This is a genomic window from Agrococcus jejuensis (assembly GCF_900099705.1).
Classification (GTDB): Bacteria; Actinomycetota; Actinomycetes; order Actinomycetales; family Microbacteriaceae; genus Agrococcus; species Agrococcus jejuensis.
Map to the genome: position 1 here is coordinate 89,195 of NZ_LT629695.1, position 23,948 is coordinate 113,142.

The window sequence follows — 23,948 nt, forward strand, 5'->3', positions numbered from 1 at the left end:
GCATCCAGACGGGAGACGGATCGGTGACGAGCACCAAGGAGCAGCAGCGGCGCGTCCGCGACTACCGCGCACGCCGCACGGTGCACGAGGGCAAGCAGCGCAGGCTCAAGCGCGACAACGTCATCGCCATCGCCGCGGTCGTCGTCGTCGGCACCCTCGCCGGCCTCGGCCAGTGGTGGTACGCCGACTCGCAGCCCACCGACGACGCCGCCAGCGCCTCGGAGTCCCCGGCCCCCACCGACGAGGCCACGGCCTCGGAGGCCGTGCCCGACCCGTCGCTCGCCGAGGGTCGCGAGTGGACGGGCTCCCTCACGATCAACGGCGTCGAGCTCGGCATCCAGCTCGACGGCGCCGCGGCGCCGCAGGCCGTCTCGGCCGTCATCAACGACATCCAGACCGGCTACTACGCCGGCAAGACGTGCCACCGCCTCACGACGGCCGACCGCTTCGAGGTGCTGCAGTGCGGCTCGCTCGACGGCACGGGCGCCGGCGACCCCGACTACCAGTACGGCCCCATCGAGAACGCGCCCGCCGACGACGTCTACGTCGCGGGCACGATCGCGATGGCGCGCGCGGGTGGCGACGCCAACTCGAACGGCCACCAGTTCTTCATCGTCTACGGCGACACCGACATCCCGGCGGACGCCGCGGGCGGCTACACCGTGATCGGCTCCGTCACGAGCGGTCTCGACCAGCTCGTCACCGACGTCATCTCGGCGGGCACGACGCCCGATCCGACCACCGGCGTCGCCCCCGAGGACGGCGCTCCGCTGAACCCGGTGACGATCGATGCCGCGACCGTCGAATGACGGCCGCCGCGTGAAGTAGCCTTAAGGCCATGGACGCGAACCCGTGGGGCCGCGTCGACGAGCATGGCACCGTCTCCGTCCGTGAGGGCGAGCAGTGGCGTGAGGTCGGCCAGTACCCCGACGCGAGCCCCGATGAGGCGCTCGCCTACTTCCAGCGCAAGTACGCAGATCTCGAGGGGCAGGTGCGCCTGCTCGAGCAGCGGTCGCGCGCCGGTGCCTCGGCGACCGACGTGCAGAAGGCCGCGAGGCATCTGCGCGAGTCGGTCACCGGAGCGAACGCCGTCGGCGACCTCGAGGCCCTGCTGACTCGCATCGACGCCCTCGCGGGCAAGCTCGAGGAGCTGAGCGCCGAGCAGAAGGCGGAGGCCGAGCAGCAGTCGCAGGCGGCCATCGCCGACCGCGAGGCCATCGTGGCCGCCGCCGAGGCGCTCGCGGCTCGCGACCCGAAGCAGGTGCAGTGGAAGCAGGCGAGCTCCGAGCTCGACGCCCTCTTCCAGCGCTGGCAGACGGCGCAGAAGGATGGGCCGCGCATCCCCAAGTCGGCAGGCGACGCGCTGTGGAAGCGATTCCGCGACGCGCGTCAGACCGTCGAGCAGGGTCGCCGCGCCTTCTTCTCCGACCTCGACTCGCAGCACAAGGATGCGCGCAGCCGCAAGCAGGCGCTCGTCGAGCGTGCGCAGGCGCTCGCGCCCAAGGGTGCGGACGGCATCCCGGCGTACCGGTCGCTGCTCGACGAGTGGAAGGCCGCCGGCCGCGCGGGCCGCAAGGTCGACGACGCGCTCTGGGCCGACTTCAAGGCCGCCGGCGACGTGCTCTTCCAGGCGAAGTCCGAGGCCAACGCGATCGTCGACGGCGAGCAGGGCGAGAACCTCGCCGCGAAGCGCGCCATCCTCGAGGAGGCGACGCCGCTGCTGCAGGTCACCGACCGTGCGAAGGCTCGCGACGCGCTCACGGCGCTGCAGCGTCGCTGGGACGAGATCGGCCGCGTGCCGCGCGAGGCGCTGCGCGAGGTCGAGGACGGCATGCGCCGCATCGAGGCGCACGTGCGCAAGCTCGACGACGACCACTGGGACCGCACGAACCCCGAGCGCAAGGCGCGCTCCGAGGGGCTCGCGGGCCAGCTCGAGGAGTCGATCGAGCAGCTCGAGGCAGCGCTCGAGGCCGCGAAGGCGTCGAAGGACAAGGGCAAGGTCGCCGGCCTCGAGGCCGAGCTGCAGACGAAGCGCGAGTGGCTCGCGGTCGTCGCCGCCGCCCGCTGACGCTCTCCACAGCCAGACGACGAGGCGCCGCTCTCCACAATCGTGGGGGTCGGCGCCTCGTCGCATGCGCGGCATGCTGCACCCTCGCCGGCATGCTCTCCATCGCAGAACGCTCCGCCATGCGGCTCGACGGCGACCTCGTCGACCTCGCCCACTCCGCCAGGCACGTCGACCGCGTCGACTCCCCCGCCGACCGCCTCCGGTCGCTGCGGCTGCCGCTCACGTCCGCGCACATCGTCTCGGGCCTCGCGGCAGCGTGGGTGCACGGCGCCGCTCCCCTGCCCGACGTCATCGACGTCGCGACGCTGCGACATCGTCGGGCCGAGGTGCCCGCCGGCTGCCGCGCCCTCATCCGTCGCGTGGCGCTGCACACGTGCCTCGACGTCGACGGCGTGCGCGTCACGTCGCCGCTGCGCACGGCCGTCGACCTGCTCGCCGACGACCGCGACGACGACGTGACCCGCACGGCCATCCGGCTGCTCGCCGACGATCCGCGCGAGCTGCGCTGGGCGATCCCGGGATCGGGCCGCAGCCGCATCGAGCGATCGCTCGCGCGACTCGAGGGGCTCGACCTCGTCAGCCGCCGGTGACGCGGTACACGTCGTAGACGGCGTCGATGCGCCGGACGGCGTTGAGCACGCGGTCGAGGTGCGTCGTGTCGCCCATCTCGAAGACGAAGCGGCTGATCGCCAGGCGGTCGGTGCCCGTCTGCACCGACGCCGACAGGATGTTGACGTGGTGCTCGCTGAGCACGCGCGTGACGTCGGAGAGCAGGCCCGAGCGGTCGAGCGCCTCGACCTGGATGTGCACGAGGAAGACGCTCTTCACGTTCTCGGCCCACGTGACCTCGATCATGCGCTCGGGCTCCGCGAGCAGGCCCTGCACGTTCGGGCACGTGCGCTGATGCACGCTCACGCCCTGGCCGCGCGTGACGAAGCCGACGATGTCGTCGCCGGGCACGGGCGTGCAGCACTTCGAGAGCTTCACGAGGATGTCGTCGGCGCCGCGCACGAGCACGCCCGACGACGAGGGGCGCGACTGCACGCCGCGCGACGGGCTCACGGGGATGAACTCGTCCTCGTCGACCGTGCCCTGCAGGCCGGCGACGACCTTCTCGAGCACCGACTGCGTCGACACGTGGCCCTCGCCGACGCCGGCGTAGAGGCCGTTGACGTCGTCGTAGCCCATCGACGAGGCGACCTCGACGAACGACTCCCGGCTCATGAGCTGCTGCAGCGGCAGGTTGTGCCTGCGCATGGCCTTCGCGATCGCGTCTCGACCCTGCTCGATCGCCTCGTCGCGACGCTCGCGCGTGAACCACTGGCGGATCTTGTTGCGGGCGCGCGCGCTCTGCACGAACGACAGCCAGTCCTGGCTCGGCCCCGCATCCGGGTTCTTCGACGTGAAGACCTCGACGACGTCGCCCGTCTGCACCGCGGTGTCGAGGGGCACGAGGCGGCCGTTGACCTTCGACCCCATCGTGCGGTGGCCGACCTCGGTGTGCACCGCGTAGGCGAAGTCGACGGGCGTCGCACCCTTCGGCAGGCCCACGACCTTGCCCTTGGGCGTGAAGACGTAGACCTCCTTCGCGCCGATCTCGAAGCGCAGGGAGTCGAGGAACTCGCCCGGGTCCTGCGTGTCGGCCTGCCAGTCGTTGAGGTGGGCGAGCCACGCCATGTCCTCGCCCGTGACGGCCTGGCCGCCACCCTGCTTGTACTTCCAGTGCGCCGCGACGCCGTACTCGGCACGGCGGTGCATCTCCTCGGTGCGGATCTGGATCTCGACGTGACGACCCTCGGGACCGATGACCGTCGTGTGCAGCGACTGGTAGAGGTTGAACTTCGGCGTCGCGATGTAGTCCTTCATGCGACCCGGCATGGGCTTCCAGCGCGCGTGGATCTGACCGAGCACCGCGTAGCAGTCGCGCACGCTCGGCACGATGACGCGCACGCCCACGAGGTCGTAGATGTCGGAGAACTCGTGGCCCCGCACCTGCATCTTGGTGTAGATCGAGTAGTACTGCTTCGGTCGACCCGTGACGCGGCCCTTGATGCGGGCGCCGCGCATGTCGTCGACGAGCGCCTGCACGACCTCCTCCATGTAGCGGTCGCGCTCGGGCGCCTGCCCCTCGACGAGGTTCTTGATCTCGACGTACACCTTGGGGTTGAGCACGGCGAACGAGAGGTCCTCGAGCTCGGTCTTCATCGCCTGGATGCCGAGGCGGTGCGCGAGCGGCGCGTAGATCTCGATCGTCTCGCGCGCCTTGCGCTGCGCCGACTCGCTCGAGACGAAGCCCCACGTGCGCGCATTGTGCAGGCGGTCGGCGAGCTTGATGACGAGGACGCGGATGTCCTTCGCCATCGCGACGACCATCTTGCGCATCGTCTCGGCCTGCGCGGCGTCGCCGTACTGCAGCTTGTCGAGCTTCGTGACGCCGTCGACGAGCATCGCGACCTCGTCGCCGAAGTCGGCGCGGCACTGGTCGAGCGTGTAGTCGGTGTCCTCGACGGTGTCGTGCAGCAGCGCCGCCGCGATCGTCACTGGACCGATGCCGAGGTCGGCGAGGATCTGCGCGACCGCGACGGGATGCGTGATGTACGGCTCGCCCGACTTGCGGAACTGCCCCTGGTGGGCGCGCTCGGCGACGATGTACGCCCGCTGGATCAGGCCCGTGTCGGCCTTCGGGTGATGGCCCTTGACCGTGCGGATGAGGTCATCGATCGCACCCGCACGGTTCGACCGCGAGAACAGGAAGGGCAGCAGGGTGCGAAACGCGCCGGTGGTCTGCGTCTCGCTCATGCGTCCATCCTGCTCCCGCGGGCGTGCCGTCAGACGACTGCGCCGCGCTCCGAGGGCCGCTTGGCCTTCGCCTCGCCGATCGCGTCGCCCTGGCGCATCTGCGCGTAGAGCGGCGCGGAGACGAAGAGCGTCGCCCACGCGGCGACGACCGTGCCGATGAGCAGCGCGAGCGAGATGTCGCGCAGCGTGCCCGCACCGAGCAGGAACGCGCCGATGAAGAGGATCGCCGCGGTCGGCAGGGCTGCGATCACCGTCGTGTTGATGGAGCGCACGAGCGTCTGGTTCACCGCGAGGTTGATGTTGTCGAGGAACGACCCCGACGTGCCCGGCGCGGTCTGCTCGCGGATCTTGTCGAACACCACGACGACGTCGTACAGCGAGTACGACAGGATCGTGAGGAAGCCGATGACCGCCGCGGGCGTGATCTCGAAGCCGACGGTGCCGTACACGCCGAGCGTCACGACGAGCGTGAAGAACAGCGAGGCGAGCGCCGCGACCGACATCTTCCAGGTGCGGAAGTAGAAGGCCATGACGATCGCCGCGAGCAGCACGAAGGCGATGAGGCCCACGATCGCCTGGCGCGTGATGTCCTGACCCCACGAGGGGCCGACGAACGACGACGTGATCTCGTTCGTCTCGACGTCGAGCGCCGCGGCGAGGGCGTCGCGGATGGCGACGGTGTCGTCGTCGGACAGCTGCTCGGTCTGCACGCGCAGGCCGTCCTGGCCGATCTGCGCCACGTTCGGCACCTGCGCGGCGCCGAGCACGCCCGTCACGGCATCCTGCGCCGCCTGCTCGTCGACCTGCTCGATGCCCGTGACGCGGAACTCGCTGCCGCCGCGGAACTCGATGCCGAACTCGAAGCCACCGCGGAGGATGGGGCCGACGACGCACACCACGAGCACCACGAGGGCGACGAGGAACCACGTCTTGCGACGCGCGACGAACGGGAAGGACGTCTCGCCCGTGTAGAGGCGGTTGCCGAACTGGGTGAGGGATGCCATCACCGCTCCTGCTCTGCCGAGGCGGATGCCTTGCGCTCGGCGATCGACTGGCGGCGCTGCGCCTCGCGCGAGCTCGTCGCGCCCTTGCCTGCTGCGACGGGGTCGCGGAACTGCGCACGACCGCGGTACACGGCTCCGAGCGCCTTCGGGTCGAGACCCGACATGGGGTGCCCGCTCGAGAAGAACCGCGTGCGTGCGACGAGCTGCAGCATCGGATGCGTGAACAGCGCGACGACGATGAGGTCGATGATCGCCGTGATGCCGATCGTGAACGCGAAGCCGCGCACGTTGCCGACCGCGACCAGGTAGAGCACGACGGCGGCGAGCAGGTTGAGGGCCTTCGACGCGAGGATCGTGCGCCAGGCGCGGCGCCAGCCGGCCTCGACGGCGCTCGTGAGCGCGCGTCCGTCGCGCAGCTCGTCGCGCACGCGCTCGAAGTACACGATGAACGAGTCGGCGATGAGGCCGATCGAGATGATGAGGCCCGTGACGCCGGCGAGCGAGAGGCGGTAGCCCTCGGCCGACGACAGCCACGTGATCACGAGGTACGACAGGCCCGCGGCGATGAAGAGCGACGCGATCGTGACCGACGCGAGCGCCCGGTACTGGAAGATCGAGTAGCCGATGACGAGCAGCAGGCCGATGAGGCCGGCGATGATGCCCGCCTGCAGCTGGCTCTCGCCGAGCGTCGCGGCGATGGTCTCCTCGGACTGCACCTCGAAGCCGATCGGCAGCGAGCCGAACTTCAGCTGGTCGGCGAGCGACGATGCGGCGGCCTGCGTGAAGCCGCCGGTGATCGACGCCTCGCCGTTCGTGATGACGGCGTTCGAGGCGGGCGCGATGACGACGGCGCCGTCGAGCACGACGCCGAACTGGTTGCGCGGGCTCTCGAGGCTCGTGATGCGGCTGGTGACCTCGTCGAACGCCTCGGTGCCCTGGCTGTCGAACTGGAGGCGGACCTCCCACTCGCCCGTGGGCGCACCGGTCGACGTCGTCGCCTGGCCGAAGCTGGCGTCGGAGATGTCGGAGCCCTCGACCTCGACGGGGCCGAGGAGGTAGCGGGCGGTGCCGTCCTCCGAGCACGTGATGAGCGGCTCGTCGGTGGGCTGCTCGCCGCGCTCGGGATCCTGCAGCGCTGCGCAGTCGAACGTGTCGTACGCGGCCTGCAGCGTGGGGGTGATCCACGCGAGGTCGGAGGCGTCGGCGGGCGTCGCCGCGGCGGGGTCGTCGACGGGCGGCGTCGCCTCCTGGGCGGCCTGGTTCGTCGCGATCTCGTCGGGCGTGAGGGCTGCCGCGACCGTGAGGACGGGGCGGAACTCCATGCGGGCGCTGGACTGCAGGCGGTCCATCGTGGCGTCGTCGACCTCGCCGGGGATGGCGACGACGATGTTCTGGCCACCCTGCGTCGTGATCTCGGCCTCCGAGACGCCCGACGCGTCGACGCGCTGTCGGATGATCTCGACGGCCTGGTTCAGCTGCTCCTCGGTGACCTGCTCACCCTCCTGCAACTGCGGCTCGAGGATGACCTGCGTGCCGCCCTCGAGGTCGAGGGCCAGGCGCGGGGTCCAGGATCCGCCCTGCGTGGCGACGCTCGCCCAGTTCAGCCCCGCGAAGACGGCGCCGATGGCGACGAGCCAGATGAGTGCGCGCCCCCAGCGCGCCCGCGCCTTCGCCACTACGGGCGCTCGGTGGTGCTGTCGCCGCTGGTCTCGGCGTCGTCGGCGGGCGACTCCTCGGCGGGGGTCTCGTCCTCGACGACGCGTGCGAGCGTCTGGCGGTGCACGCGCAGCGTCACGCCGGGCGAGACCTCGACGAGCGCCTCGTTCTTGTCCTCGTCGATGTGCAGCAGCGTGCCGAACACGCCGAAGTTCGTCATGACCTCGGCGCCGGCGACCATCTTGTCCTGCAGCTCGGCCTGCTGCGCCTTGCGCTTCCTGCTGTTGCGGAACATGAAGAAGATCAGCACCGCGAGGATCAGCAGCATGCCGATCGTCAGCGGGTCGAACGGGATCCCGCCGGTCTGGGCGTTGTCGCTTGCGGACTGGGTGAGGAGATGCATGGTGGAGATCGCTTCAGTCGAAGATCGGGTGGGTCGGCTCGCAGGCGCGCAGGCGCGCGGGCACGAACCCTGCGATCATAGCCGCTCGTCCAATGTCGGATGCACGACGACACCCGCGTGGGCGAGGCCCTCCGGCGTGGCGATGCGACCGCGCGGCGTGCGCGCGAGCAGGCCCTCGCGCACCAGGTAGGGCTCGACGACCGCCTCGATGGTGTCGGCCTCCTCGCCCACCGACGCCGCGAGCGTCGACAGGCCGACGGGGCCGCCGCGGAAGCGGTGGGCGATCGTGTGCAGCACGGCCCGGTCGAGACGGTCGAGGCCGGCCTCGTCGACGTCGTAGAGGCGCAGCGCCTCGCGCACGCCCTCGAGCTCGCCGCTGCCGGGGTGCACGAGCAGCCAGTCGCGCACGCGGCGCAGCAGGCGGTTGGCGATGCGCGGCGTGCCTCGGCTGCGCCGCGCGAGCTCGACGATCGCCTCGTCGGGCAGCGGCACGCCGAGGAGGCTCGCCGAGCGGTGCAGCACGCGCTCGAGGTCGGCGGGGTCGTAGAACTCGAGGTGCGCCGTGAAGCCGAAGCGGTCGCGCAGCGGGCTCGGCAGCATGCCGGAGCGCGTCGTGGCCGCGACGAGCGTGAAGGGCGCGAGCTCGAGCGGGATCGACGTGGCACCGGCGCCCTTGCCGACCATGATGTCGATGCGGAAGTCCTCCATCGCGAGGTAGAGCATCTCCTCGGCGGAGCGCGCCATGCGGTGGATCTCGTCGACGAACAGCACGTCGCCGGGCGTCAGGGCCGAGAGCACGGCCGCGAGGTCGCCCGCGTGCTGGATCGCCGGGCCCGACGAGAGGCGCACGGCGCGGCCCGTCTCGGTGCCGATGATCATGGCGAGCGTCGTCTTGCCGAGGCCCGGAGGGCCCGCGAGCAGGATGTGGTCGGGACTGCGGTCCTGCAGCGCCGCGGCGCGCAGCAGCACCTCGAGCTGCCCGCGCACCTTCGGCTGGCCGACGAACTCGGCGAGCGAGCCGGGACGCAGGGCGCCCTCGAAGGCGATCTCGTCGCCCGTCGCCTCCGGCTGGATGAGGTCGTCGGTCATCCGCGCGGTCCCAGCTCGGCGAGCGCCGCGCGCAGCAGCGAGCCGGCGTCGGGCTGCGCGCCGACGGCGTCGAGGGCGGCGCGGGCCTGCCGCTCGGGCCAGCCGAGGCCCGTGAGCGCGACGAGCACGTCGGCACCCGCATCCGACGGCGTCGCCGCCGAGGGCGCCGAGGCGTGGAGCTTGCCCGCGAGCTGCACGATGATGAGCCTCGCGGTCTTGGGGCCGATGCCGCTCACGGCCTTGAACGCCCGCTCGTCCTCGCGCGCGACGGCGTCGGCGAGCTGGTCGGGCGTCATGTGGCTCAGCACGCCGAGCGCCGACTTCGGGCCCACGCCCGAGACGCTGCGCAGCAGGTCGAACGCGTCGAGCTCCGCCTGCGTCGCGAAGCCGTAGAGCGACAGGTCGTCCTCGCGCACGATGAGCGTCGTGTGCAGCGCGATCGCCGAGCCGACGGCGGCGACGAGCGACTGCTGCGGCGTGACGGCGACGGCGAGGCCGACGCCGCCGACGCCCACGACGAGGCGGCTGCCCGTCGCCCCCAGCACCGTGCCGTCGAGCCTCGCGATCATGGGCTCCAGCCTAGGTTCGACGGGTGACGCGGACCGGCCGCCGCGCCGTCGTGCGGCGCCCGCTCCCCCGTCAGCGCCTGCTGGCGCGCTCGGCGGCCTGCCACGCGCGCTGCGCGGGGGTGAGCGCCGCGGTGGGTGCGGCGCTGCGCGCGCTCCACGCGTGGCAGATCGCGATGGCCAGCGCATCCGCGGCATCCGCCGGCTTCGGCACCGACTCGAGGGCGAGGATGCGCTGCACCATCGCGCCGACCTGCCGCTTGTCGGCCTGGCCGTAGCCCGTCACGGCCGCCTTGACCTCGCTGGGCGTGTGCAGCTCGACGGCGATGCCGTTCGCAGCCGCCGCGCGCAGCACGAGTCCCGAGATCTGCGCCACGCCCATGACGCTGCGCACGTTGTGCTGAGCGAACACGCGCTCGAGCGCCACGGCATCCGGCCGGTGCTCGACGATCGCCGCCTCGACGCCCGACGCGATGCGGTGCAGCCGCTGCTCGAGCGGCTCGTCGGCGGCCGAGCGCAGCACGTCGACCGCGACGAGCCGCACCGCGCGTCCCTCGGCGTCGACGACGCCCACGCCGCAGCGCGTGAGGCCGGGGTCGATGCCGAGGATGCGCACGGTGCGGCTCCTCGCGCTGCCTAGTCCTCGTCCTCGGCGTCGAGCTCGGCCTGCGCCTCGGGCGTCAGGGCGTAGTTCGTGAAGACGTTCTGCACGTCGTCCGAGTCCTCGAGCGCGTCGATGAGGCGCATGACCTTGCGCGCCGTCTCGGCGTCGACCTCGATCTTGAGGTCGGCGACGAACTCGGCCTCGGCCGAGTCGTAGTCGATGCCGGCGTCGACGAGCGCCGAGCGCACGGCGACGAGGTCGGTGGGCTCGGAGAGGATCTCGAAGCCGCCGCCCTGGTCGACGACGTCCTCCGCGCCGGCGTCGAGCACGACGAGCAGGATGTCGTCCTCGGTGACGTCGTCGGTCTTCGTGACCGACACGACGCCCTTGCGGTGGAAGTTGTACGCGACCGAGCCGGGGTCTGCCATCGTGCCGCCGTTGCGGCTCATGGCCGTGCGCACCTCGGCGGCTGCACGGTTCTTGTTGTCGGTGAGGCACTCGACCATGAGCGCGACGCCGCCACCGGCGTAGCCCTCGTACATGATCGTCGTGTACTCGATCGACTCGCCCGAGATGCCGGCGCCGCGCTTGATGGCGCGATCGATGTTGTCGTTCGGCACCGACGTCTTCTTGGCCTTCTGCACGGCGTCGTACAGGGTCGGGTTGCCGGCGAGATCGGCGCCGCCGAGCTTCGCGGCCACCTCGATGTTCTTGATGAGCTTCGCGAACGACTTCGCACGGCGCTGGTCGATGACCGCCTTCTTGTGCTTGGTCGTCGCCCACTTGGAATGTCCGGACATGCTGCCTTCCCGGTTCTGATCGACGATCCAGACTACCGGCGTCCGCTGGGGGCCGCGGCCCCGGCCGGACGCTGCCGCACGCCCGCCGCCGAGAGCTCGAGGCTCGCGAGCGCGTCGAGCACGGCGTCGTCGCCGTCTCGGATCGCGCGCAGCGGGTCGGGCGCGACGGCCTGCAGCTCGGGCAGCGGGCGGGCGACGAGGGCACGCAGCGCGAGCAGGTCGCGGCCGGCGGGCGTCGCGGCGACGCGGGCCGTCTCGGCCGAGCGCAGCGCGAAGCGGATGCGCGGCACGAGCCACACGGCGATCAGCACGAGCGCGGGCACGACCCACACCGCGGCGCCGACGCCTGCGGCGAGCGCGTGGATGGCGCTCTCGAGCGCCGTGCCCGCCGTCGTGAGCCCCTCCGCCGCCGACGCCGCCTCGACGAACGGCGCGCCGAGGCCCGAGCCGACGAGCGGGATGCCCTCGAGCCCGTCGGCGGCGCCGAGGAGCGTGTCCGACAGCGCCGATCCCGTGTCCTGCATCTGCACGCCGAACCGCGCGAGCGAGTCGATCGAACGCGTGACCTCGCCCGAGAGCCAGATGGCGACGACGAGCACGCCGATCGCGACGAGGTCGCCGACGATCTGCCATGCGCGACGGTCGGGACGGGCCGAGTAGAGCTGCATGTCGCGAGGCTACCGGCGGCGCGCATCCAGGACCGGGTGCCACGATGCGTGCATGCCTCGCACCCGCATCCTCGCCATCGCCATCGCCGCCCTCAGCACCGCAGCCCTCTCCGGCTGCATCGTCTCGCCGCCCGCGGCGGCGCCCGTGCAGCCCCAGCCGTCGGCGCCGGCGGCGTCGGACCCCGCGCCGACCGACCCGACGACCGACCCGACGCCGACCGACCCGGCGCCCACCGACGGTGGCAGCGGCGGCACGGACACCGGCTCGACCGTCACGATCGACGGCCAGCCCGCGGGCGCGTGGGCAAGCACGGTCGACTGCTGGATCGCCGGCGACGGCGCGCTGCTGACGAGCACGGCCGACGATGGCAGCGGCAGCCTGCTCGGCACGCTCGCGAACACGGGCGGCACGTGGACCGCCGAGGGCATCCTCGTGACGACCGACACCGAGCTCTACGTGCAGCAGGACGAGTCGGTGCCCGCGACGATGTCGGGCTCGTCGTTCTCGACGGAGTTCGTCGCGACGACGATCTCGGGCGGCACCGTGACGATCGCCGTCACCGCGGAGTGCACGTCCTGACGAGTCCGACGGATGGGCGGCCGGGCATCGCCGGGCTCAGGAGACCCAGCGCTCCGCGAGCTCGGCCCGCACCTCCTCGAGCAGCCGCGGCAGCGCCTTCGTCTGCGCGATGATCGGGAAGAAGTTCGCGTCGGTCGCCCACCTGGGCACGATGTGCTGGTGCAAGTGATCGGCGATGCCGGCCCCCGCGACCCGTCCCTGGTTCATGCCGATGTTCACGCCGTCGTTGTTCGAGACGAGCGAGATCGTGCGCATCGCCTGCTGCGTGAGCAGGGCGATCTCGGCCGTCTCCTCCTCGGTCGCGAGGTCGTACGTCGCGACGTGGCGGTACGGGCAGACCATGACGTGACCCGTGTTGTACGGGTAGAGGTTCATGATCACGAACGCCGTGGTGCCGCGGTGCACGACGAGGCCGTCGGCGTCGGGCAGCGTCGGCGCGACGCAGAACGGGCACGCCGGCTGCTCGGGCTGCTGCCCCTGCTGGATGTACGCCATCCGATACGGCGTCCACAGCCGCTGGTAGCGGTCGGGCACGCCGGCGAGCTCCGACGACATCCACGTCGGTGCCCCGGCCTCGCGCGTCGGGTCGTCGGCCCCTGGGAAGTCCTCGGGGCCGCGACCGTCGGCGCTCGGCATCAGGCGACCAGGTCGGTCTGGCGCGACGCGATGGCGGCGACGATGCGCGCGATGGCGTCGTCGACCGGCACGCCGTTCTCCTGCGTGCCGTCGAGGAAGCGGAACGAGACGCTGCCCGCCTCCGCGTCCTTGCCGCCCGCGATGAGCTGGAACGGCACCTTCGCGAGCGTGTGCGTGCGGATCTTCTTCTGCATGCGCTCGTCGGAGTGGTCGACGTCGATGCGCACGCCCTGCGCGCGCAGGCGGCCGGCGATCTCGTCGAGGTAGTCGCCGAAGTCGGCCGCGACGGGGATGCCGACGACCTGCACGGGCGCGAGCCACGCGGGGAACGCGCCAGCGTAGTGCTCGAGCAGGATGGCGAAGAAGCGCTCGATCGAGCCGAACAGGGCGCGGTGGATCATCACCGGGCGCTGCTTCGAGCCGTCGCGGTCGGTGAACTCGAGGCCGAAGCGCTCGGGCAGGTTGAAGTCGATCTGCACCGTCGACAGCTGCCAGGTGCGGCCGATGGCGTCCTTCGTCTTCAGGTCGATCTTCGGACCGTAGAAGGCGGCCTCGCCGGGCACCTCGGTGAGCGAGAGACCGCTCGACTGCGCGACGCGGCGCAGCGCATCCGTCGCCTCGGCCCACTGCGCCTCGTCGCCGATCCACTTCGACTTCTCGTCGTCGCGCATCGACAGCTCGAGCGAGAAGTCGGTGAGGCCGAAGTCGCGCAGCAGCGACAGCACGAACTCGAGCACCTTGCCCGACTCGGCCTCGAGCTGGTCGGGGGTCACGAACAGGTGCGCGTCGTCCTGCGTGAAGCCGCGCACGCGAGTCAGGCCGTGCAGCGCGCCCGAGAGCTCGTTGCGGTAGACCGTGCCGTTCTCGGCGAGGCGCATCGGCAGGTCGCGGTACGACCGTGCGCGCTCCTTGTAGATGAGCACGTGCATCGGGCAGTTCATGGGCTTGAGGTAGTAGTCGGCGCCCTGCTTCACGATGGCACCGTCGGCGTCGACGACCTCGTCCATGTGGATGGGCGGCCAGATGCCCTCGGCGTAGGTCTGCAGGTGGCCCGAGACCGAGAAGAGGTCGGACTTCGCGATGTGCGGCGTGTAGACGTACGAGTAGCCGCCCTCGAGGTGGCGACGGCGCGCGTGCTGCTCCATCTCCTGACGCACGATGCCGCCGCGCGGGTGCCACACCGACAGGCCTGAGCCGACCTCGTCGGGGAACGAGAACAGGTCGAGGTCCTTGCCGAGGCGACGGTGGTCGCGCTTCGCGGCCTCCTCGAGGCGTGCCTGGTACGCGCGCAGCTCGTCCTTCGTCGGCCACGCGGTGCCGTAGATGCGCTGCAGCTGCGGGTTCGTCTCCTTGCCGCGCCAGTAGGCGGCGGCGATGCGCATGAGCGCGGCGCCGTTGCCGACCATGCGGGTCGACGGCAGGTGCGGGCCGCGGCAGAGGTCCTTCCAGACCGTCTCGCCCTCGCGGTTCACGTTGTCGTAGATCGTCAGCTCGCCGCCGCCGACCTCGACCGACGCCTCGTCGTTCGGACCCTTGAGGCCGATGAGCTCGAGCTTGTACGGCTCGTTCGCGAGCTCGGCGCGCGCCTCGTCCTCCGTGACGACGCGGCGCGTGAAGCGCTGGCCCTCGCGGATGATGCGGTCCATCTCCTTCGAGATGCCCTTGAGGTCCTCGGGGGTGAACGGCTCGGCGACGTCGAAGTCGTAGTAGAAGCCGTCGGTGACGGGCGGGCCGATGCCCAGGCGCGCCTCGGGGTTGATGCGCTGCACCGCCTGCGCGAGCACGTGCGCGGCCGAGTGACGCAGGATGGCGAGGCCATCCTCCGAGTCGATCGTCACGGGCTCGACCGTCTGCGTGTCCGTGATCTCGCGTGCGAGATCCTGGAGCTCGCCGTCGACGCGCATGGCGACGACGGCACGGTCGGAGAAGCGATCGAATCCGGTGGTCACCCATCGATCCTAGGCGCGGTCGGCGCCCACGACCGCACGCGTCAGGCTGCTGCGGCGAGCGGCTGCGCTCGGCGGCTGATCGCGATCGACAGGATCGCCGCGATGGCGCAGAGACCTGCGGCGCCGAACCAGGCGAGCGTGTACTCCCCCGACACGTCGCGGATGGTGCCGGCGACGGTCGCGGCGATCGCCGCGCCGATCTGGTGCGCGGCGAAGACCCAGCCGAAGACGACAGGGCCGTCGGCGCCGAAGAGCTCGCGGCACAGCGCGACCGTGGGCGGCACCGTGGCGACCCAGTCGAGGCCGTAGATGACGACGAAGAGGATGAGCGGCGGGCTCACGGAGTCCGAGAGCAGCAGCGGCAGGATCGCGAGGCCGATGCCGCGGCCCGCGTAGTAGACGCCGAGCAGGATGCGAGGGTTCACGCGGTCGGTGAGCCAGCCCGACGCGATCGTGCCGACGATGTCGAAGATGCCGACGAGCGCGAGCAGGCCCGCGGCGGTCGTCGTGGCCATGCCGTGGTCGTGCGCGCTCGGGATGAAGTGCGTGCCGACGAGGCCGTTCGTCGTGGCACCGCAGATGGCGAAGCCGGCGGCGAGCGCCCAGAACGTGCGGGACCTGCTGGCGCGGCGCAGCGTCGAGAGCGCCGTGCGCACGGCGTTGCCGCTCGAGCGCACGGGCGGCGTCCACCCCTCGGGCGCGCCGTAGGGCGTCGTGCCGAGGTCGGCGGGGCGGTTGCGCAGGAAGAGCAGCACGAGCGGCACGACGACGAGCGCACCCGCGGCGACGAGGAGCGACGCCTGTCGCCAACCTGCGCCCTCGACGAGCAGGGCGATGAACGGCAGGAAGACGAGCTGGCCCGTCGCCGAGCCGGCGGTGAGCACGCCGACGACGAGACCGCGGCTGCGCACGAACCACTGGTCGGCGACGGTCGCGGCGAACACGAGCGCCATCGAGCCCGTGCCGAGCCCGATCATGACGCCCCACGTCGCCACGAGCATCGCCGGCGTCGTCGCGAGCACCGACAGCGCCGCACCGCCGGCGACGAGCAGCAGCGCCACGGTCGTGACGCGACGCATGCCGAAGCGCGCCATGAGCGCGGCCGCGAACGGCGCCGTGAGGCCGAAGAGCACGAGGTTCACGGTGACGGCGAGCGACAGCTCGGTGCGCGTCCAGCCGAACTCCTCCTCGAGCGGCACCATGAGGGCGCTCGGCGCGGCACGGAACCCAGCGGCACCCACGAGCGCCAGGAACGCCACGGCGGCGACGATCCAGGCGGGGTGGATGAGGCGGCGGCGCTGGCCGTCGGAAGTCTGCACGGTGCGAGTCTGCACGCTCGCGCGCGCCGCGCACGCCATCCAGCCGTCGAGATCCGGCCCGGTGCCGTCGAGATGCTGCCGTTCGCTCGCGCCGACCGCGCCCGGGAACGACAGAAGCCCCGGTCCTCGGACCGGGGCTTCTCATGTGGTGGGCGATACTGGGATCGAACCAGTGACCTCTTCCGTGTCAGGGAAGCGCGCTACCGCTGCGCCAATCGCCCTCATGCGAGGTGGAGACGGGATTCGAACCCGCGTAGACGGCTTTGCAGGCCGCTGCCTGACCACTCGGCCACCCCACCCTGTCGGTGGCTCCCGGCGAACCGGGGGCGACCTTCGAGATGATCTCTCGAGCGGATGACGAGATTCGAACTCGCGACCCTCACCTTGGCAAGGTGATGCGCTACCACTGCGCCACATCCGCATGTCTCTCGGGGTCTCCCCCTCGGACTTGACCAACAGTAGCCCACCGTTCGACGCTCGGCAAATCGAGCGACGACACACGGTCACATCGTTGTGATTCCGCGGATCTCGACATGCCGATCGAGGCACATGGGCCTGTTCGAGCGCCACGCACGCGACCCCGCGCACGACGATCGACTCGGATGGCGGCTCGCGCAGATGGTCACGGGACCCCTCCGACCTGTGGCAGGATGGAGCGGTCGAGGGCGATTGGCGCAGTTGGTAGCGCGCTTCCTTCACACGGAAGAGGTCATCAGTTCGAGTCTGGTATCGCCCACCACGCACGAGGCCCCGGTCCCCACGGACCGGGGCCTTCGTCGTTCCCGCACGGATGCCGCGAGCGTCGCCCCGCGCGCCGTAGGCTCGGATGCGAGCGGGACGCGCAGCGGGCGCGGCGATCGCAGGAGGGGGCCGACGTGATCTTGCCCTTCCGTCGCCACCGCGAGGAGCCCGCTCCCCCGCCCACCGACGACGAGCTGGCGACGCAGGTCGACGAGGGTCTGCTCATCGTCATGACGGGCCTGCGCCTCACGACGCGCAACCGCATCGTGCTCGAGGCGCTGCGCGACCGCGACGACTTCGACGAGGATGCCGTCGTCGCCGGCGTGCGCGAGGACGCTGCGGCGATCGTCGCCGAGCAGCGCGCCGCGATCGCCTTCATCGACCGCACGCGCGCGCAGGCGGCCCGCAGGCACGGCCACGCGCTGCACAGCGCCGACTTCCGACGCCGCGACGTCGCACCCCTCGAGCGGCGGGCGCGCATCGCGGCGCTGCTCGTCGAGCGGCTCGAGGAGCGCGTCGCCGACGAGCAGGTCGTGCGCGACCTCGTGCGCGCCGCCCGCCGCAGCGCCATGGACGACATGTTCGACTCCGCGCTGCGCATCCTCGACGTCGCGCCCGACGTCGTCGACCCCGATCGCGACGACCGCCTCGCCTCGCTGCACGAGGAGCTGCGCACGCTCGGGCTCGACCCCGCGCATCCCGACGCTCCCGCGCACGACTGACGCGCCGACGGCACCGGAACGGCGCCCGCGACCCGCGCATGCGGAAGGGCCCGGATCCTCTCGGATCCGGGCCCTCCTGCGTGCTCAGGCGATCGTCGGGACGATCAGACCTTCTCGATCTCGTACGCGTACGCGTCCTCGCCGTGAACGATCGAGTCGACGCCTGCGAGCTCGTCCTCCGACTTCACGCGGAAGCCGATGGTCTTCTCGATCGCGAAGCCGACCACGAAGGCCACGATGAACGCGTAGACCATGGCGCCGAGCGCCGCGATGAGCTGCACGATGAGCTGGCCGATGCCGCCACCGAGGAACAGGCCCGTGTCGGTCGCGAAGAAGCCGAGGTACAGCGTGCCGATGAGGCCGCCGACGAGGTGGATGCCCACGACGTCGAGCGAGTCGTCGAAGCCGAGCTTGAACTTCAGCTCGATCGCGATGGCGCAGACGGCACCGGCGATGACGCCGAGCAGCAGCGCCCAGCCGGGCGTGAGGTTGGCGCAGGCCGGCGTGATGGCGACGAGGCCCGAGACGGCACCCGATGCGGCGCCGACGGCGGTGGGCTTGCCGTCCTTGATCTTCTCGACGACGAGCCATGCGAGCACGGCAGCCGCGGTCGCACCGATCGTGTTGATCGTGATGAGGCCGGCGTTGCCCATCTCATTGAGCCACTCGGCGCCGACGTTGAAGCCGAACCAGCCGAACCACAGGATCGCGGCGCCCAGGAGGACGAACGGGACGTTGTGGGGCTTGTGCGAGCCCTTGGCGAAGCCGACGCGCTTGCCGAGCACGAACGCGAGGGCGAGTGCTGCCGCACCTGCGTTGATGTGCACCGCGGTGCCACCGGCGTAGTCGATGACGCCCGGGAGGCCCATCATGTCGCCGAGGCTGTAGATCCAGCCGCCGCCCCAGACCCACGCTGCGATCGGGAAGTAGCCGAGCGTTGCGAAGACGCCCGCGAAGAGCATCCAGGCACCGAACTTGGCGCGGTCTGCGATGGCACCCGAGATGAGCGCGACCGTGATGATGGCGAACGTCGAGCCGTACGCGACGCCGACGAAGTCCGTGTTCGCGGTCTCACCGGCGGCGAGGCCTGCGAGGCCGAAGTCGGAGAACGGGTTGCCTGCGAAGGCGAACGGGCTGTCGACGGCCGACATGTTGTAGCCGTAGAGGATCCACAGCACGCCGATGAGGCCGAGGGATCCGAACGACATCATCATCATGCTGATGACGCTCTTCGCGCGGACGAGGCCGCCGTAGAAGAACGCGAGGCCGGGCGTCATGAACAGCACGAGGGCCGTCGCTGCGACGCCGAAGGCGATGCTTCCTGCATCCATGGAATGGACTCCTTGGGGGTGTTCCGGTCAGGGATTGCGTTCAGCCTGAGCGAACGTCATTTCGGCAGCCCGCGCGGCGTGTTTCCACGACGTAACGAAACCCGCCGCGATGTTGCGGGGATGTTTCGACGCAAGGGGCTGCCGCGGCGCTGGTTGGATGGATGCCGTGACGTGGATCCGCAACCCGCAGGTGGCCGCAGCGATCCTCCTGGCAGCAGCCGTGCTCGGCCTCGTGGCGGCGAACTCGCCGCTCGCCGCCGGCCTCGACGCCCTCAAGCACTGGCATCCGACGCCGTTCGGCGGCGTCGACCTCTCGGCGGCCCACTGGGTGACCGACGGCCTGCTCGCCATCTTCTTCTTCGTCGCGGCGATCGAGCTGCGCTACGAGCTCACGCAGGGCGAGCTCGCCGATCGTCGCAAGGCGCTCGTGCCCGCCATCGCAGCAGTGGGCGGCGTCGCAGCCCCCGCGCTGCTGTTCGTGGCGCTCGTGCCCGCCGACCTCGCGAGCGGCTGGCCCATCCCCACGGCGACCGACATCGCCTTCGCGCTCGGCGTGCTCGCGATCGTGGGCCGCAACCTGCCCGTGGCCGTGCGCGCGCTGCTGCTCGCGCTCGCGGTGATCGACGACCTCATCGCCATCGGCCTCATCGCCATCCTCTTCACGACCGACCTGCAGGTCTGGGCGCTCGTCGGCGCGGCCGCGATGGTCGTCGTCGTGTGGGCGCTCGGCCGCCTCTACCGCTCGCGCCGCGGCTCGTGGCCGCTGCGCATCGCCATCGCCGTCGCGTGCATCGCGCTGTGGTGGCTCGTGCTGCAGTCGGGCGTGCACGCCACGATCGCGGGCGTCGCCGCCGGCCTCGTGCTCGCGCCGGCACCCGCCGAGTCGGCGCGGCACCGTCTCGAGCCGTTCGTCAACGCGATCGTGCTGCCGCTCTTCGCGTTCGTCGCGGCGAGCGTCGCCATCCCGCAGGTGCCGCTGGGCGAGCTTAGCCCCGTGTTCCTTGCCATCGCGGTCGCGCTGCCCGTCGGCAAGCTCGTGGGCATCACGGCGGCCGGATGGCTCGGGCAGGTCGCGCTGCGCACGCCGCGCGCCGAGCGGATGCCGCTCGGCGACATCGTCACGGTCGCGCTGCTCGGCGGCATCGGCTTCACGGTCTCGCTGCTCATGAACGAGCTCGCGCATCGCGACGCCGAGGAGCTCATCGTCGACGGCACGCTCGGCGTGCTCGTGGGCTCGCTCGTCTCGGTGCTCGTCGGTGGCACCGTCGCGGCCATCCGCAGCGCACGCCTCGCGCCCGTCGATGCCGCGACGCGGCGCGCCGGCGACCTCGAGGACGAGCGCCGCCGCACCGACGGCGAGTGACGTCGCCGAAGGCGGGCGCTACGCCTGGCCGGTCGTGAGCGCGATGAGGCGGGAGATCGCGCGCAGGTACTTCTTGCGGTAGCCGCCGCCGAGCATGTCGTCGGAGAAGACGTGGTTGAGCGGCACGCCCGACGACACGATCTGCACCTGCGCGTCGTAGAGGCGGTCGACGAGCGCCACGAGCCGCAGCGCGGGGCTCTGGTCGGTGAGCGTGCGCACGCCGCGCCAGCCCACGGCGTCGAGGCCCGAGACGAGGTCGACGTAGCGCGAGGGATGCACGGAGGCGAGGTGCGCGACGAGGTCGTCGAAGTCGTCGAGCGCCACCGACTCGCCGCGCTCGGCGAGCGTCGACTCCACGGCGTCGTCGTCGACGACGGGCGCCTCGCCCGTCACGTCGCGCTGACGGTAGTCGTCGCCGTCGATGCGCATGATCTCGAAGCGGTCGGAGATCGCCTGGATCTCGCGCAGGAAGTCCTTGGCGGCGAAGCGGCCGTCGCCGAGCGCGTTCGGCGGGGTGTTGCTGGTCGCGGCGATCTTCGTGCCACCCGCGACGAGCTCGCCCAGCAGGCGCGTCATCACCATCGTGTCGCCCGGGTCGTCGAGCTCGAACTCGTCGATGCAGACGATCGTCGAGCCCGACAGCGCCTTCACGGCGCCCTGGTAGCCGAGCGCGCCGACGAGCGCCGTGTACTCGATGAACGTGCCGAAGTGCTTGCGTCCCGGCATCGTCTTCCACAGCGACGCGAGCAGGTGCGTCTTGCCGACGCCGAACCCGCCGTCGAGGTAGATGCCCGGCTTCACCTGCGGCGCCTTGCGGAACAGCCCCTTGCGCCCGCCGCCGCGCCACACGGTGGCGAGCTCCTGCATCCGCTCGACCGCGTGCTGCTGCGAGGGATGCGACGGGTCGGTCACGTACGACTCGAACGTCGCGCCGTCGAACTGCCGCGGCGGCCGCAGGTTCGCGACGATGCGGGCGGCGTCGGTCGTGGGCTGGCGGTCTGCGATGCGCGTGAGCGTGGGCACGTCGGGAGGCTTTCGAACGAAGGGTGATGCGCTGGCATGGCCGGGCGCACGGGTGGAAGGATCGGCGTCGTCGCCGCGTTCCAGGGTAGACGAGCGGCCGTGCCCCGATCGGCGCGGCCAGGATGAGGAGTCGAGAGATGTCGAGCACGACCGAGCCCGAGGCGCAGTTCGCCGAGTACGCCCACCCCGAGCGGCTCGTGTCGACCGCGTGGCTCGCGGAGCACCGCGGCGACGCCGGCCTCGTCGTCGTGGAGTCCGACGAGGACGTGCTGCTGTACGAGACGGGCCACATCCCCGGCGCCGTGAAGCTCGACTGGCACACCGACCTCAACGACCCCGTCACGCGCGACTACCTCTCCCCCGAGGCGTTCGCCGAGCTCATGCGCCGCAAGGGCATCGGCCGCGACGACACGATCGTGCTCTACGGCGACAAGTCGAACTGGTGGGCGACGTACGCGCTGTGGGTGCTCGCGCTCTACGGCCACCACGACACGCGCATCCTCGACGGCGGCCGCGACCTGTGGGTCGCCGAGGGCCGCGAGATGACGCGGCATGCCACCCAGCGCCCCGCGACCGACTATCCCGTGGTCGAGCGCGACGACTCGACGCTGCGCGCCTTCCGCGACGACGTGCTCGCCCACATCGGCAAGCCGCTCGTCGACGTGCGCAGCCCCGAGGAGTACTCGGGCGAGCGCACGACGGCGCCCGCCTACCCCGAGGAGGGCGCGCTGCGCGCCGGCCACATCCCCACGGCGGCGAACGTGCCGTGGGGCAAGGCCGTGCGCGAGGACGGCACGTTCCGCTCTCGCGCCGAGCTCGAGGCGATCTACCGCGACGGCGCGGGCCTCGGCGACGCCGACGACGTCGTGGCGTACTGCCGCATCGGCGAGCGCTCGAGCCACACGTGGTTCGTGCTCGCCCACCTGCTCGGCTACCCGCACGTGCGCAACTACGACGGCTCGTGGACCGAGTGGGGCTCGCTCGTGCGCGTGCCGATCGCGATCGGCGCCGAGCCGGGCGAGGTGCCCGCTCGATGAGCCTCACGCCCACGCTGCAGGAGTTCGTCGACGACTTCGCCGCCGTCGGCGAGCAGGACCGGCTCATGCTGCTGCTCGACCACGCCGACGCGCTGCCCGGGCTGCCCGCCCGCTACGCCGACCACCCCGACCTGCTCGAGCGCGTGCTCGAGTGCCAGTCCCCCGTCTTCCTCTTCGTCGAGGTCGATGGCGGCGCGGTGCACGTGCACGCGACCGCGCCCGAGGAGGCTCCGACCACGAGAGGCTTCGCGTCGATCCTCGTGCGCGGCCTCGACGGCGCGACGGTCGACGAGGCGCTCGCGGTGCCCGCCGACCTGTCGTCGATGCTCGGCCTCGAGCGCGCGGTGTCGCCGCTGCGGCTGCGGGGCATGTCGGGCATGCTCGGCCGCATCCAGCGGCAGATCCGCGAGCGGACCGCCGGCTAGCTCGCGCCGCCTGGCTTCCCCGCGAGCCCCGTGCGGTCGAGCCAGCCGTGCACGATCTCGCGGTAGCGCGGCTCGTCGAGGTTCCACAGCTTGCAGTGCTTCGCGCCGTGCCACTCGTGGTACTCGACGATGTCGGGGCGCGCCTCGGCGAACGCGCGCGACGCATCCGGCGGCACGAACCCGTCGTCGGCCGAGTGCTGCAGCAGGATCGGCACGGCGTAGGAGTCGGCGTAGGCGATGCCGTCGAGCTCGCCGAAGTCGAGCGCGTCGCCGCCCGCGAGCCGCGCGGCGGGCGACTCGAGCAGCGCCGTCGCCGTGTGCACGAGGGCGACGGGCACGCGCGCGAGGCGCGTGTGGAAGAGCAGCGTCGGCCCCCAGGACACGACGGGAGAGTCGAGCAGGATGCCGACGATGCGGCGGCGGTGCCGCGAGCGGCGCGCGAGCTGCAGCACGATCTGCCCGCCCATCGACCAGCCCATGAGCAGGATGCGCTCGGCGCCGGCTGCCACGGCCACGTCGATCGCGGCATCCACGTCGCGCCACTCGTCGAGCCCGAGTCGGTAGGTGCCGTCGGACGTGCGCGGTGCCTCGCCATCGTTGCGGTACGCGACGCACATCGACGGGATGCCGCGCTCGGCGAGGATCGGCACGGCGCGCAGCGGCTCGCGGCGGTTGACGCCGCGACCGTGCACCTGGATGCACCACGTCGTCGACGACTCGTCGCCGATGATCCACGCGGGCGAGGGGCCGAGCTCGGTGTCGACGATGACCGAGCGGAACGGCAGCTCGAGGTCGCGCGGCCGATAGAGGTGGTAGCCCGAGAAGCGGGCGCTCGCGCGACCGCCGATCCGCACGCGGCCCTTGCCCGTGATCTCGCGCAGCACCGTCGTCTCGTCCTCGTCGACGATCTCGCCGATGCGCACGAGCCGGTCGCCGATCCACAGCGCGTAGCGGCCGGGCAGCTCGGTGTCGGGCGTGCGCACGAGGCGGATGCCCTCGGGCCCGATCGAGACGATCTCGACGTCGTCCTTGTGCCTCGGCGGGGTGATGAGCGTGCGTGCCAGCACGGCTGAGAGGCCCGTGACGATCGCGGCGCCCGCGGCGATGCCGACGGCGGCGAGGGCTGCGGCGCGCCTCGCTGGTCTGCTCACGGCGTCAGCCTAGT

General features: G+C 71.6%; 23 protein-coding genes and 4 tRNA genes. 9 read left to right on the plus strand and 18 right to left on the minus strand.

What is annotated here, in order from left to right:
* Nucleotides 1–23 precede the first annotated feature (23 nt).
* The 3 genes from BLQ67_RS00410 (at nucleotide 24) to BLQ67_RS00420 (ending at nucleotide 2,658) form a co-directional block, all read left to right on the plus strand.
* The gene (locus BLQ67_RS00410) at nucleotides 24–809 is read left to right on the plus strand and encodes a peptidylprolyl isomerase (protein WP_231945107.1); all 786 of its coding nucleotides are present in this window, start codon (nucleotides 24–26) and stop codon (nucleotides 807–809) included.
* Between the two features lie 29 nt (nucleotides 810–838).
* Nucleotides 839–2,068: a DUF349 domain-containing protein gene (locus BLQ67_RS00415; protein WP_092501487.1), complete on the plus strand. Its 1,230-nt coding sequence runs from the start codon at nucleotides 839–841 to the stop codon at nucleotides 2,066–2,068.
* A 92-nt stretch (nucleotides 2,069–2,160) separates the two neighbouring features.
* Nucleotides 2,161–2,658: a hypothetical protein gene (locus tag BLQ67_RS00420; protein WP_157674601.1), complete on the plus strand. Its 498-nt coding sequence runs from the start codon at nucleotides 2,161–2,163 to the stop codon at nucleotides 2,656–2,658.
* Here the strand turns inward: BLQ67_RS00420 and BLQ67_RS00425 are convergent.
* From BLQ67_RS00425 to BLQ67_RS00465, 9 genes are all read right to left on the minus strand, one after another.
* A complete protein-coding gene (locus BLQ67_RS00425) occupies nucleotides 2,645–4,867 on the minus strand; it encodes a RelA/SpoT family protein (protein WP_092501489.1) in 2,223 nt (740 codons plus the stop codon). The two genes, BLQ67_RS00420 and BLQ67_RS00425, sit on opposite strands and share 14 nt — an antisense overlap.
* A 29-nt stretch (nucleotides 4,868–4,896) precedes the next feature.
* Nucleotides 4,897–5,871: a protein translocase subunit SecF gene (gene secF, locus BLQ67_RS00430; protein WP_092501490.1), complete on the minus strand. Its 975-nt coding sequence runs from the start codon at nucleotides 5,869–5,871 to the stop codon at nucleotides 4,897–4,899.
* Nucleotides 5,871–7,547 (minus strand): protein translocase subunit SecD, encoded by a 1,677-nt coding sequence (gene secD, locus BLQ67_RS00435; RefSeq protein WP_092501491.1) that lies wholly within the window; start codon nucleotides 7,545–7,547, stop codon nucleotides 5,871–5,873. The genes secF and secD overlap by 1 nt, the downstream gene beginning before the upstream one ends.
* Nucleotides 7,547–7,930: a preprotein translocase subunit YajC gene (locus tag BLQ67_RS00440; protein ID WP_092501492.1), complete on the minus strand. Its 384-nt coding sequence runs from the start codon at nucleotides 7,928–7,930 to the stop codon at nucleotides 7,547–7,549. The genes secD and BLQ67_RS00440 overlap by 1 nt, the downstream gene beginning before the upstream one ends.
* Nucleotides 7,931–8,005: 75 nt before the next feature.
* Nucleotides 8,006–9,019 carry a Holliday junction branch migration DNA helicase RuvB gene (gene ruvB, locus BLQ67_RS00445; protein WP_092501493.1) on the minus strand — a complete coding sequence of 338 codons (1,014 nt, stop codon included), beginning with the start codon at nucleotides 9,017–9,019 and terminating at the stop codon, nucleotides 8,006–8,008.
* Nucleotides 9,016–9,588: a Holliday junction branch migration protein RuvA gene (gene ruvA, locus BLQ67_RS00450; protein ID WP_092501494.1), complete on the minus strand. Its 573-nt coding sequence runs from the start codon at nucleotides 9,586–9,588 to the stop codon at nucleotides 9,016–9,018. The genes ruvB and ruvA overlap by 4 nt, the downstream gene beginning before the upstream one ends.
* Before the next feature lie 70 nt (nucleotides 9,589–9,658).
* Nucleotides 9,659–10,201: a crossover junction endodeoxyribonuclease RuvC gene (ruvC, locus tag BLQ67_RS00455; RefSeq protein ID WP_231945108.1), complete on the minus strand. Its 543-nt coding sequence runs from the start codon at nucleotides 10,199–10,201 to the stop codon at nucleotides 9,659–9,661.
* Nucleotides 10,202–10,221: 20 nt separating this feature from the next.
* Nucleotides 10,222–10,989 carry a YebC/PmpR family DNA-binding transcriptional regulator gene (locus BLQ67_RS00460; protein WP_092501495.1) on the minus strand — a complete coding sequence of 256 codons (768 nt, stop codon included), beginning with the start codon at nucleotides 10,987–10,989 and terminating at the stop codon, nucleotides 10,222–10,224.
* A 32-nt stretch (nucleotides 10,990–11,021) separates the two neighbouring features.
* Nucleotides 11,022–11,657 carry a hypothetical protein gene (locus tag BLQ67_RS00465; protein WP_092501496.1) on the minus strand — a complete coding sequence of 212 codons (636 nt, stop codon included), beginning with the start codon at nucleotides 11,655–11,657 and terminating at the stop codon, nucleotides 11,022–11,024.
* Between the two features lie 52 nt (nucleotides 11,658–11,709).
* Here BLQ67_RS00465 and BLQ67_RS00470 point away from each other — a divergent pair, with 52 nt between their 5' ends.
* Complete coding sequence (locus tag BLQ67_RS00470; protein ID WP_092501497.1) at nucleotides 11,710–12,237, plus strand: hypothetical protein; 528 nt, start codon at nucleotides 11,710–11,712, stop codon at nucleotides 12,235–12,237.
* Between the two features lie 36 nt (nucleotides 12,238–12,273).
* Here the strand turns inward: BLQ67_RS00470 and BLQ67_RS00475 are convergent, their stop codons facing one another.
* The 6 genes from BLQ67_RS00475 to BLQ67_RS00500 all read right to left on the minus strand — a co-directional run bounded on the left by BLQ67_RS00475 (nucleotide 12,274) and on the right by BLQ67_RS00500 (nucleotide 16,562).
* On the minus strand, nucleotides 12,274–12,792 hold the full coding sequence (locus BLQ67_RS00475) for an HIT family protein (protein ID WP_092506690.1): 519 nt from the start codon (nucleotides 12,790–12,792) through the stop codon (nucleotides 12,274–12,276).
* Between the two features lie 80 nt (nucleotides 12,793–12,872).
* A complete protein-coding gene (thrS, locus tag BLQ67_RS00480) occupies nucleotides 12,873–14,777 on the minus strand; it encodes a threonine--tRNA ligase (RefSeq protein ID WP_231945260.1) in 1,905 nt (634 codons plus the stop codon).
* Nucleotides 14,778–14,863: 86 nt separating this feature from the next.
* Nucleotides 14,864–16,180, minus strand: coding sequence for an MFS transporter (locus BLQ67_RS00485; protein ID WP_092501499.1), 1,317 nt, complete (start codon nucleotides 16,178–16,180; stop codon nucleotides 14,864–14,866).
* A gap of 107 nt (nucleotides 16,181–16,287) precedes the next feature.
* A tRNA-Val gene (locus BLQ67_RS00490) sits at nucleotides 16,288–16,362 on the minus strand.
* A 7-nt stretch (nucleotides 16,363–16,369) separates the two neighbouring features.
* A tRNA-Cys gene (locus tag BLQ67_RS00495) sits at nucleotides 16,370–16,440 on the minus strand.
* 50 nt (nucleotides 16,441–16,490) lie between these two features.
* Nucleotides 16,491–16,562, minus strand: a tRNA-Gly gene (locus BLQ67_RS00500).
* A gap of 242 nt (nucleotides 16,563–16,804) precedes the next feature.
* Between BLQ67_RS00500 and BLQ67_RS00505 the strand changes: the two genes are divergently transcribed.
* Both BLQ67_RS00505 and BLQ67_RS00510 read left to right on the plus strand, forming a co-directional pair.
* Nucleotides 16,805–16,880: transfer RNA gene (locus BLQ67_RS00505), tRNA-Val, on the plus strand.
* 136 nt (nucleotides 16,881–17,016) lie between these two features.
* The gene (locus BLQ67_RS00510) at nucleotides 17,017–17,604 is read left to right on the plus strand and encodes a hypothetical protein (protein WP_092501500.1); all 588 of its coding nucleotides are present in this window, start codon (nucleotides 17,017–17,019) and stop codon (nucleotides 17,602–17,604) included.
* A 104-nt stretch (nucleotides 17,605–17,708) separates the two neighbouring features.
* Here the strand turns inward: BLQ67_RS00510 and BLQ67_RS00515 are convergent, their stop codons facing one another.
* Nucleotides 17,709–18,935 (minus strand): ammonium transporter, encoded by a 1,227-nt coding sequence (locus BLQ67_RS00515; protein WP_092501501.1) that lies wholly within the window; start codon nucleotides 18,933–18,935, stop codon nucleotides 17,709–17,711.
* 157 nt (nucleotides 18,936–19,092) lie between these two features.
* On the opposite strand from BLQ67_RS00515, the gene BLQ67_RS00520 reads away from it, so the two are divergent.
* A complete protein-coding gene (locus tag BLQ67_RS00520) occupies nucleotides 19,093–20,298 on the plus strand; it encodes a Na+/H+ antiporter NhaA (protein WP_456236360.1) in 1,206 nt (401 codons plus the stop codon).
* Nucleotides 20,299–20,316: 18 nt separating this feature from the next.
* On the opposite strand, the gene zapE is transcribed toward BLQ67_RS00520, so the two are convergent.
* On the minus strand, nucleotides 20,317–21,321 hold the full coding sequence (zapE, locus tag BLQ67_RS00525) for a cell division protein ZapE (RefSeq protein ID WP_092501503.1): 1,005 nt from the start codon (nucleotides 21,319–21,321) through the stop codon (nucleotides 20,317–20,319).
* Between the two features lie 137 nt (nucleotides 21,322–21,458).
* Between zapE and BLQ67_RS00530 the strand changes: the two genes are divergently transcribed.
* Nucleotides 21,459–22,358: a sulfurtransferase gene (locus BLQ67_RS00530; protein ID WP_092501504.1), complete on the plus strand. Its 900-nt coding sequence runs from the start codon at nucleotides 21,459–21,461 to the stop codon at nucleotides 22,356–22,358.
* Complete coding sequence (locus BLQ67_RS00535) at nucleotides 22,355–22,783, plus strand: SufE family protein (RefSeq protein ID WP_092501505.1); 429 nt, start codon at nucleotides 22,355–22,357, stop codon at nucleotides 22,781–22,783. Before BLQ67_RS00530 ends, BLQ67_RS00535 begins: the two co-directional genes overlap by 4 nt.
* On the opposite strand, the gene BLQ67_RS00540 is transcribed toward BLQ67_RS00535, so the two are convergent.
* Nucleotides 22,780–23,934: an alpha/beta hydrolase family protein gene (locus tag BLQ67_RS00540; RefSeq protein ID WP_092501506.1), complete on the minus strand. Its 1,155-nt coding sequence runs from the start codon at nucleotides 23,932–23,934 to the stop codon at nucleotides 22,780–22,782. The genes BLQ67_RS00535 and BLQ67_RS00540 overlap by 4 nt on opposite strands.
* Nucleotides 23,935–23,948: the final 14 nt, after the last annotated feature.

What these genes read in the sequence shown, in the direction of transcription:
- ruvA (WP_092501494.1), bottom strand. Translation starts at nt 9,588, where the DNA reads ATGATCGCGAGGCTCGACGGCACGGTGCTGGGGGCGACGGGCAGCCGC.
- BLQ67_RS00530 (WP_092501504.1), top strand. Translation starts at nt 21,459, where the DNA reads ATGTCGAGCACGACCGAGCCCGAGGCGCAGTTCGCCGAGTACGCCCAC.
- secF (WP_092501490.1), bottom strand. Translation starts at nt 5,871, where the DNA reads ATGGCATCCCTCACCCAGTTCGGCAACCGCCTCTACACGGGCGAGACG.
- BLQ67_RS00475 (WP_092506690.1), bottom strand. Translation starts at nt 12,792, where the DNA reads ATGTCGTCGGAGCTCGCCGGCGTGCCCGACCGCTACCAGCGGCTGTGG.
- BLQ67_RS00535 (WP_092501505.1), top strand. Translation starts at nt 22,355, where the DNA reads ATGAGCCTCACGCCCACGCTGCAGGAGTTCGTCGACGACTTCGCCGCC.
- BLQ67_RS00470 (WP_092501497.1), top strand. Translation starts at nt 11,710, where the DNA reads ATGCCTCGCACCCGCATCCTCGCCATCGCCATCGCCGCCCTCAGCACC.
- ruvB (WP_092501493.1), bottom strand. Translation starts at nt 9,019, where the DNA reads ATGACCGACGACCTCATCCAGCCGGAGGCGACGGGCGACGAGATCGCC.
- BLQ67_RS00485 (WP_092501499.1), bottom strand. Translation starts at nt 16,180, where the DNA reads ATGGCGTGCGCGGCGCGCGCGAGCGTGCAGACTCGCACCGTGCAGACT.
- BLQ67_RS00465 (WP_092501496.1), bottom strand. Translation starts at nt 11,657, where the DNA reads ATGCAGCTCTACTCGGCCCGTCCCGACCGTCGCGCATGGCAGATCGTC.
- BLQ67_RS00440 (WP_092501492.1), bottom strand. Translation starts at nt 7,930, where the DNA reads ATGCATCTCCTCACCCAGTCCGCAAGCGACAACGCCCAGACCGGCGGG.
- BLQ67_RS00425 (WP_092501489.1), bottom strand. Translation starts at nt 4,867, where the DNA reads ATGAGCGAGACGCAGACCACCGGCGCGTTTCGCACCCTGCTGCCCTTC.
- BLQ67_RS00420 (WP_157674601.1), top strand. Translation starts at nt 2,161, where the DNA reads ATGCTCTCCATCGCAGAACGCTCCGCCATGCGGCTCGACGGCGACCTC.
- BLQ67_RS00520 (WP_456236360.1), top strand. Translation starts at nt 19,093, where the DNA reads ATGGATGCCGTGACGTGGATCCGCAACCCGCAGGTGGCCGCAGCGATC.
- BLQ67_RS00415 (WP_092501487.1), top strand. Translation starts at nt 839, where the DNA reads ATGGACGCGAACCCGTGGGGCCGCGTCGACGAGCATGGCACCGTCTCC.
- BLQ67_RS00515 (WP_092501501.1), bottom strand. Translation starts at nt 18,935, where the DNA reads ATGGATGCAGGAAGCATCGCCTTCGGCGTCGCAGCGACGGCCCTCGTG.
- thrS (WP_231945260.1), bottom strand. Translation starts at nt 14,777, where the DNA reads ATGCGCGTCGACGGCGAGCTCCAGGATCTCGCACGCGAGATCACGGAC.
- BLQ67_RS00460 (WP_092501495.1), bottom strand. Translation starts at nt 10,989, where the DNA reads ATGTCCGGACATTCCAAGTGGGCGACGACCAAGCACAAGAAGGCGGTC.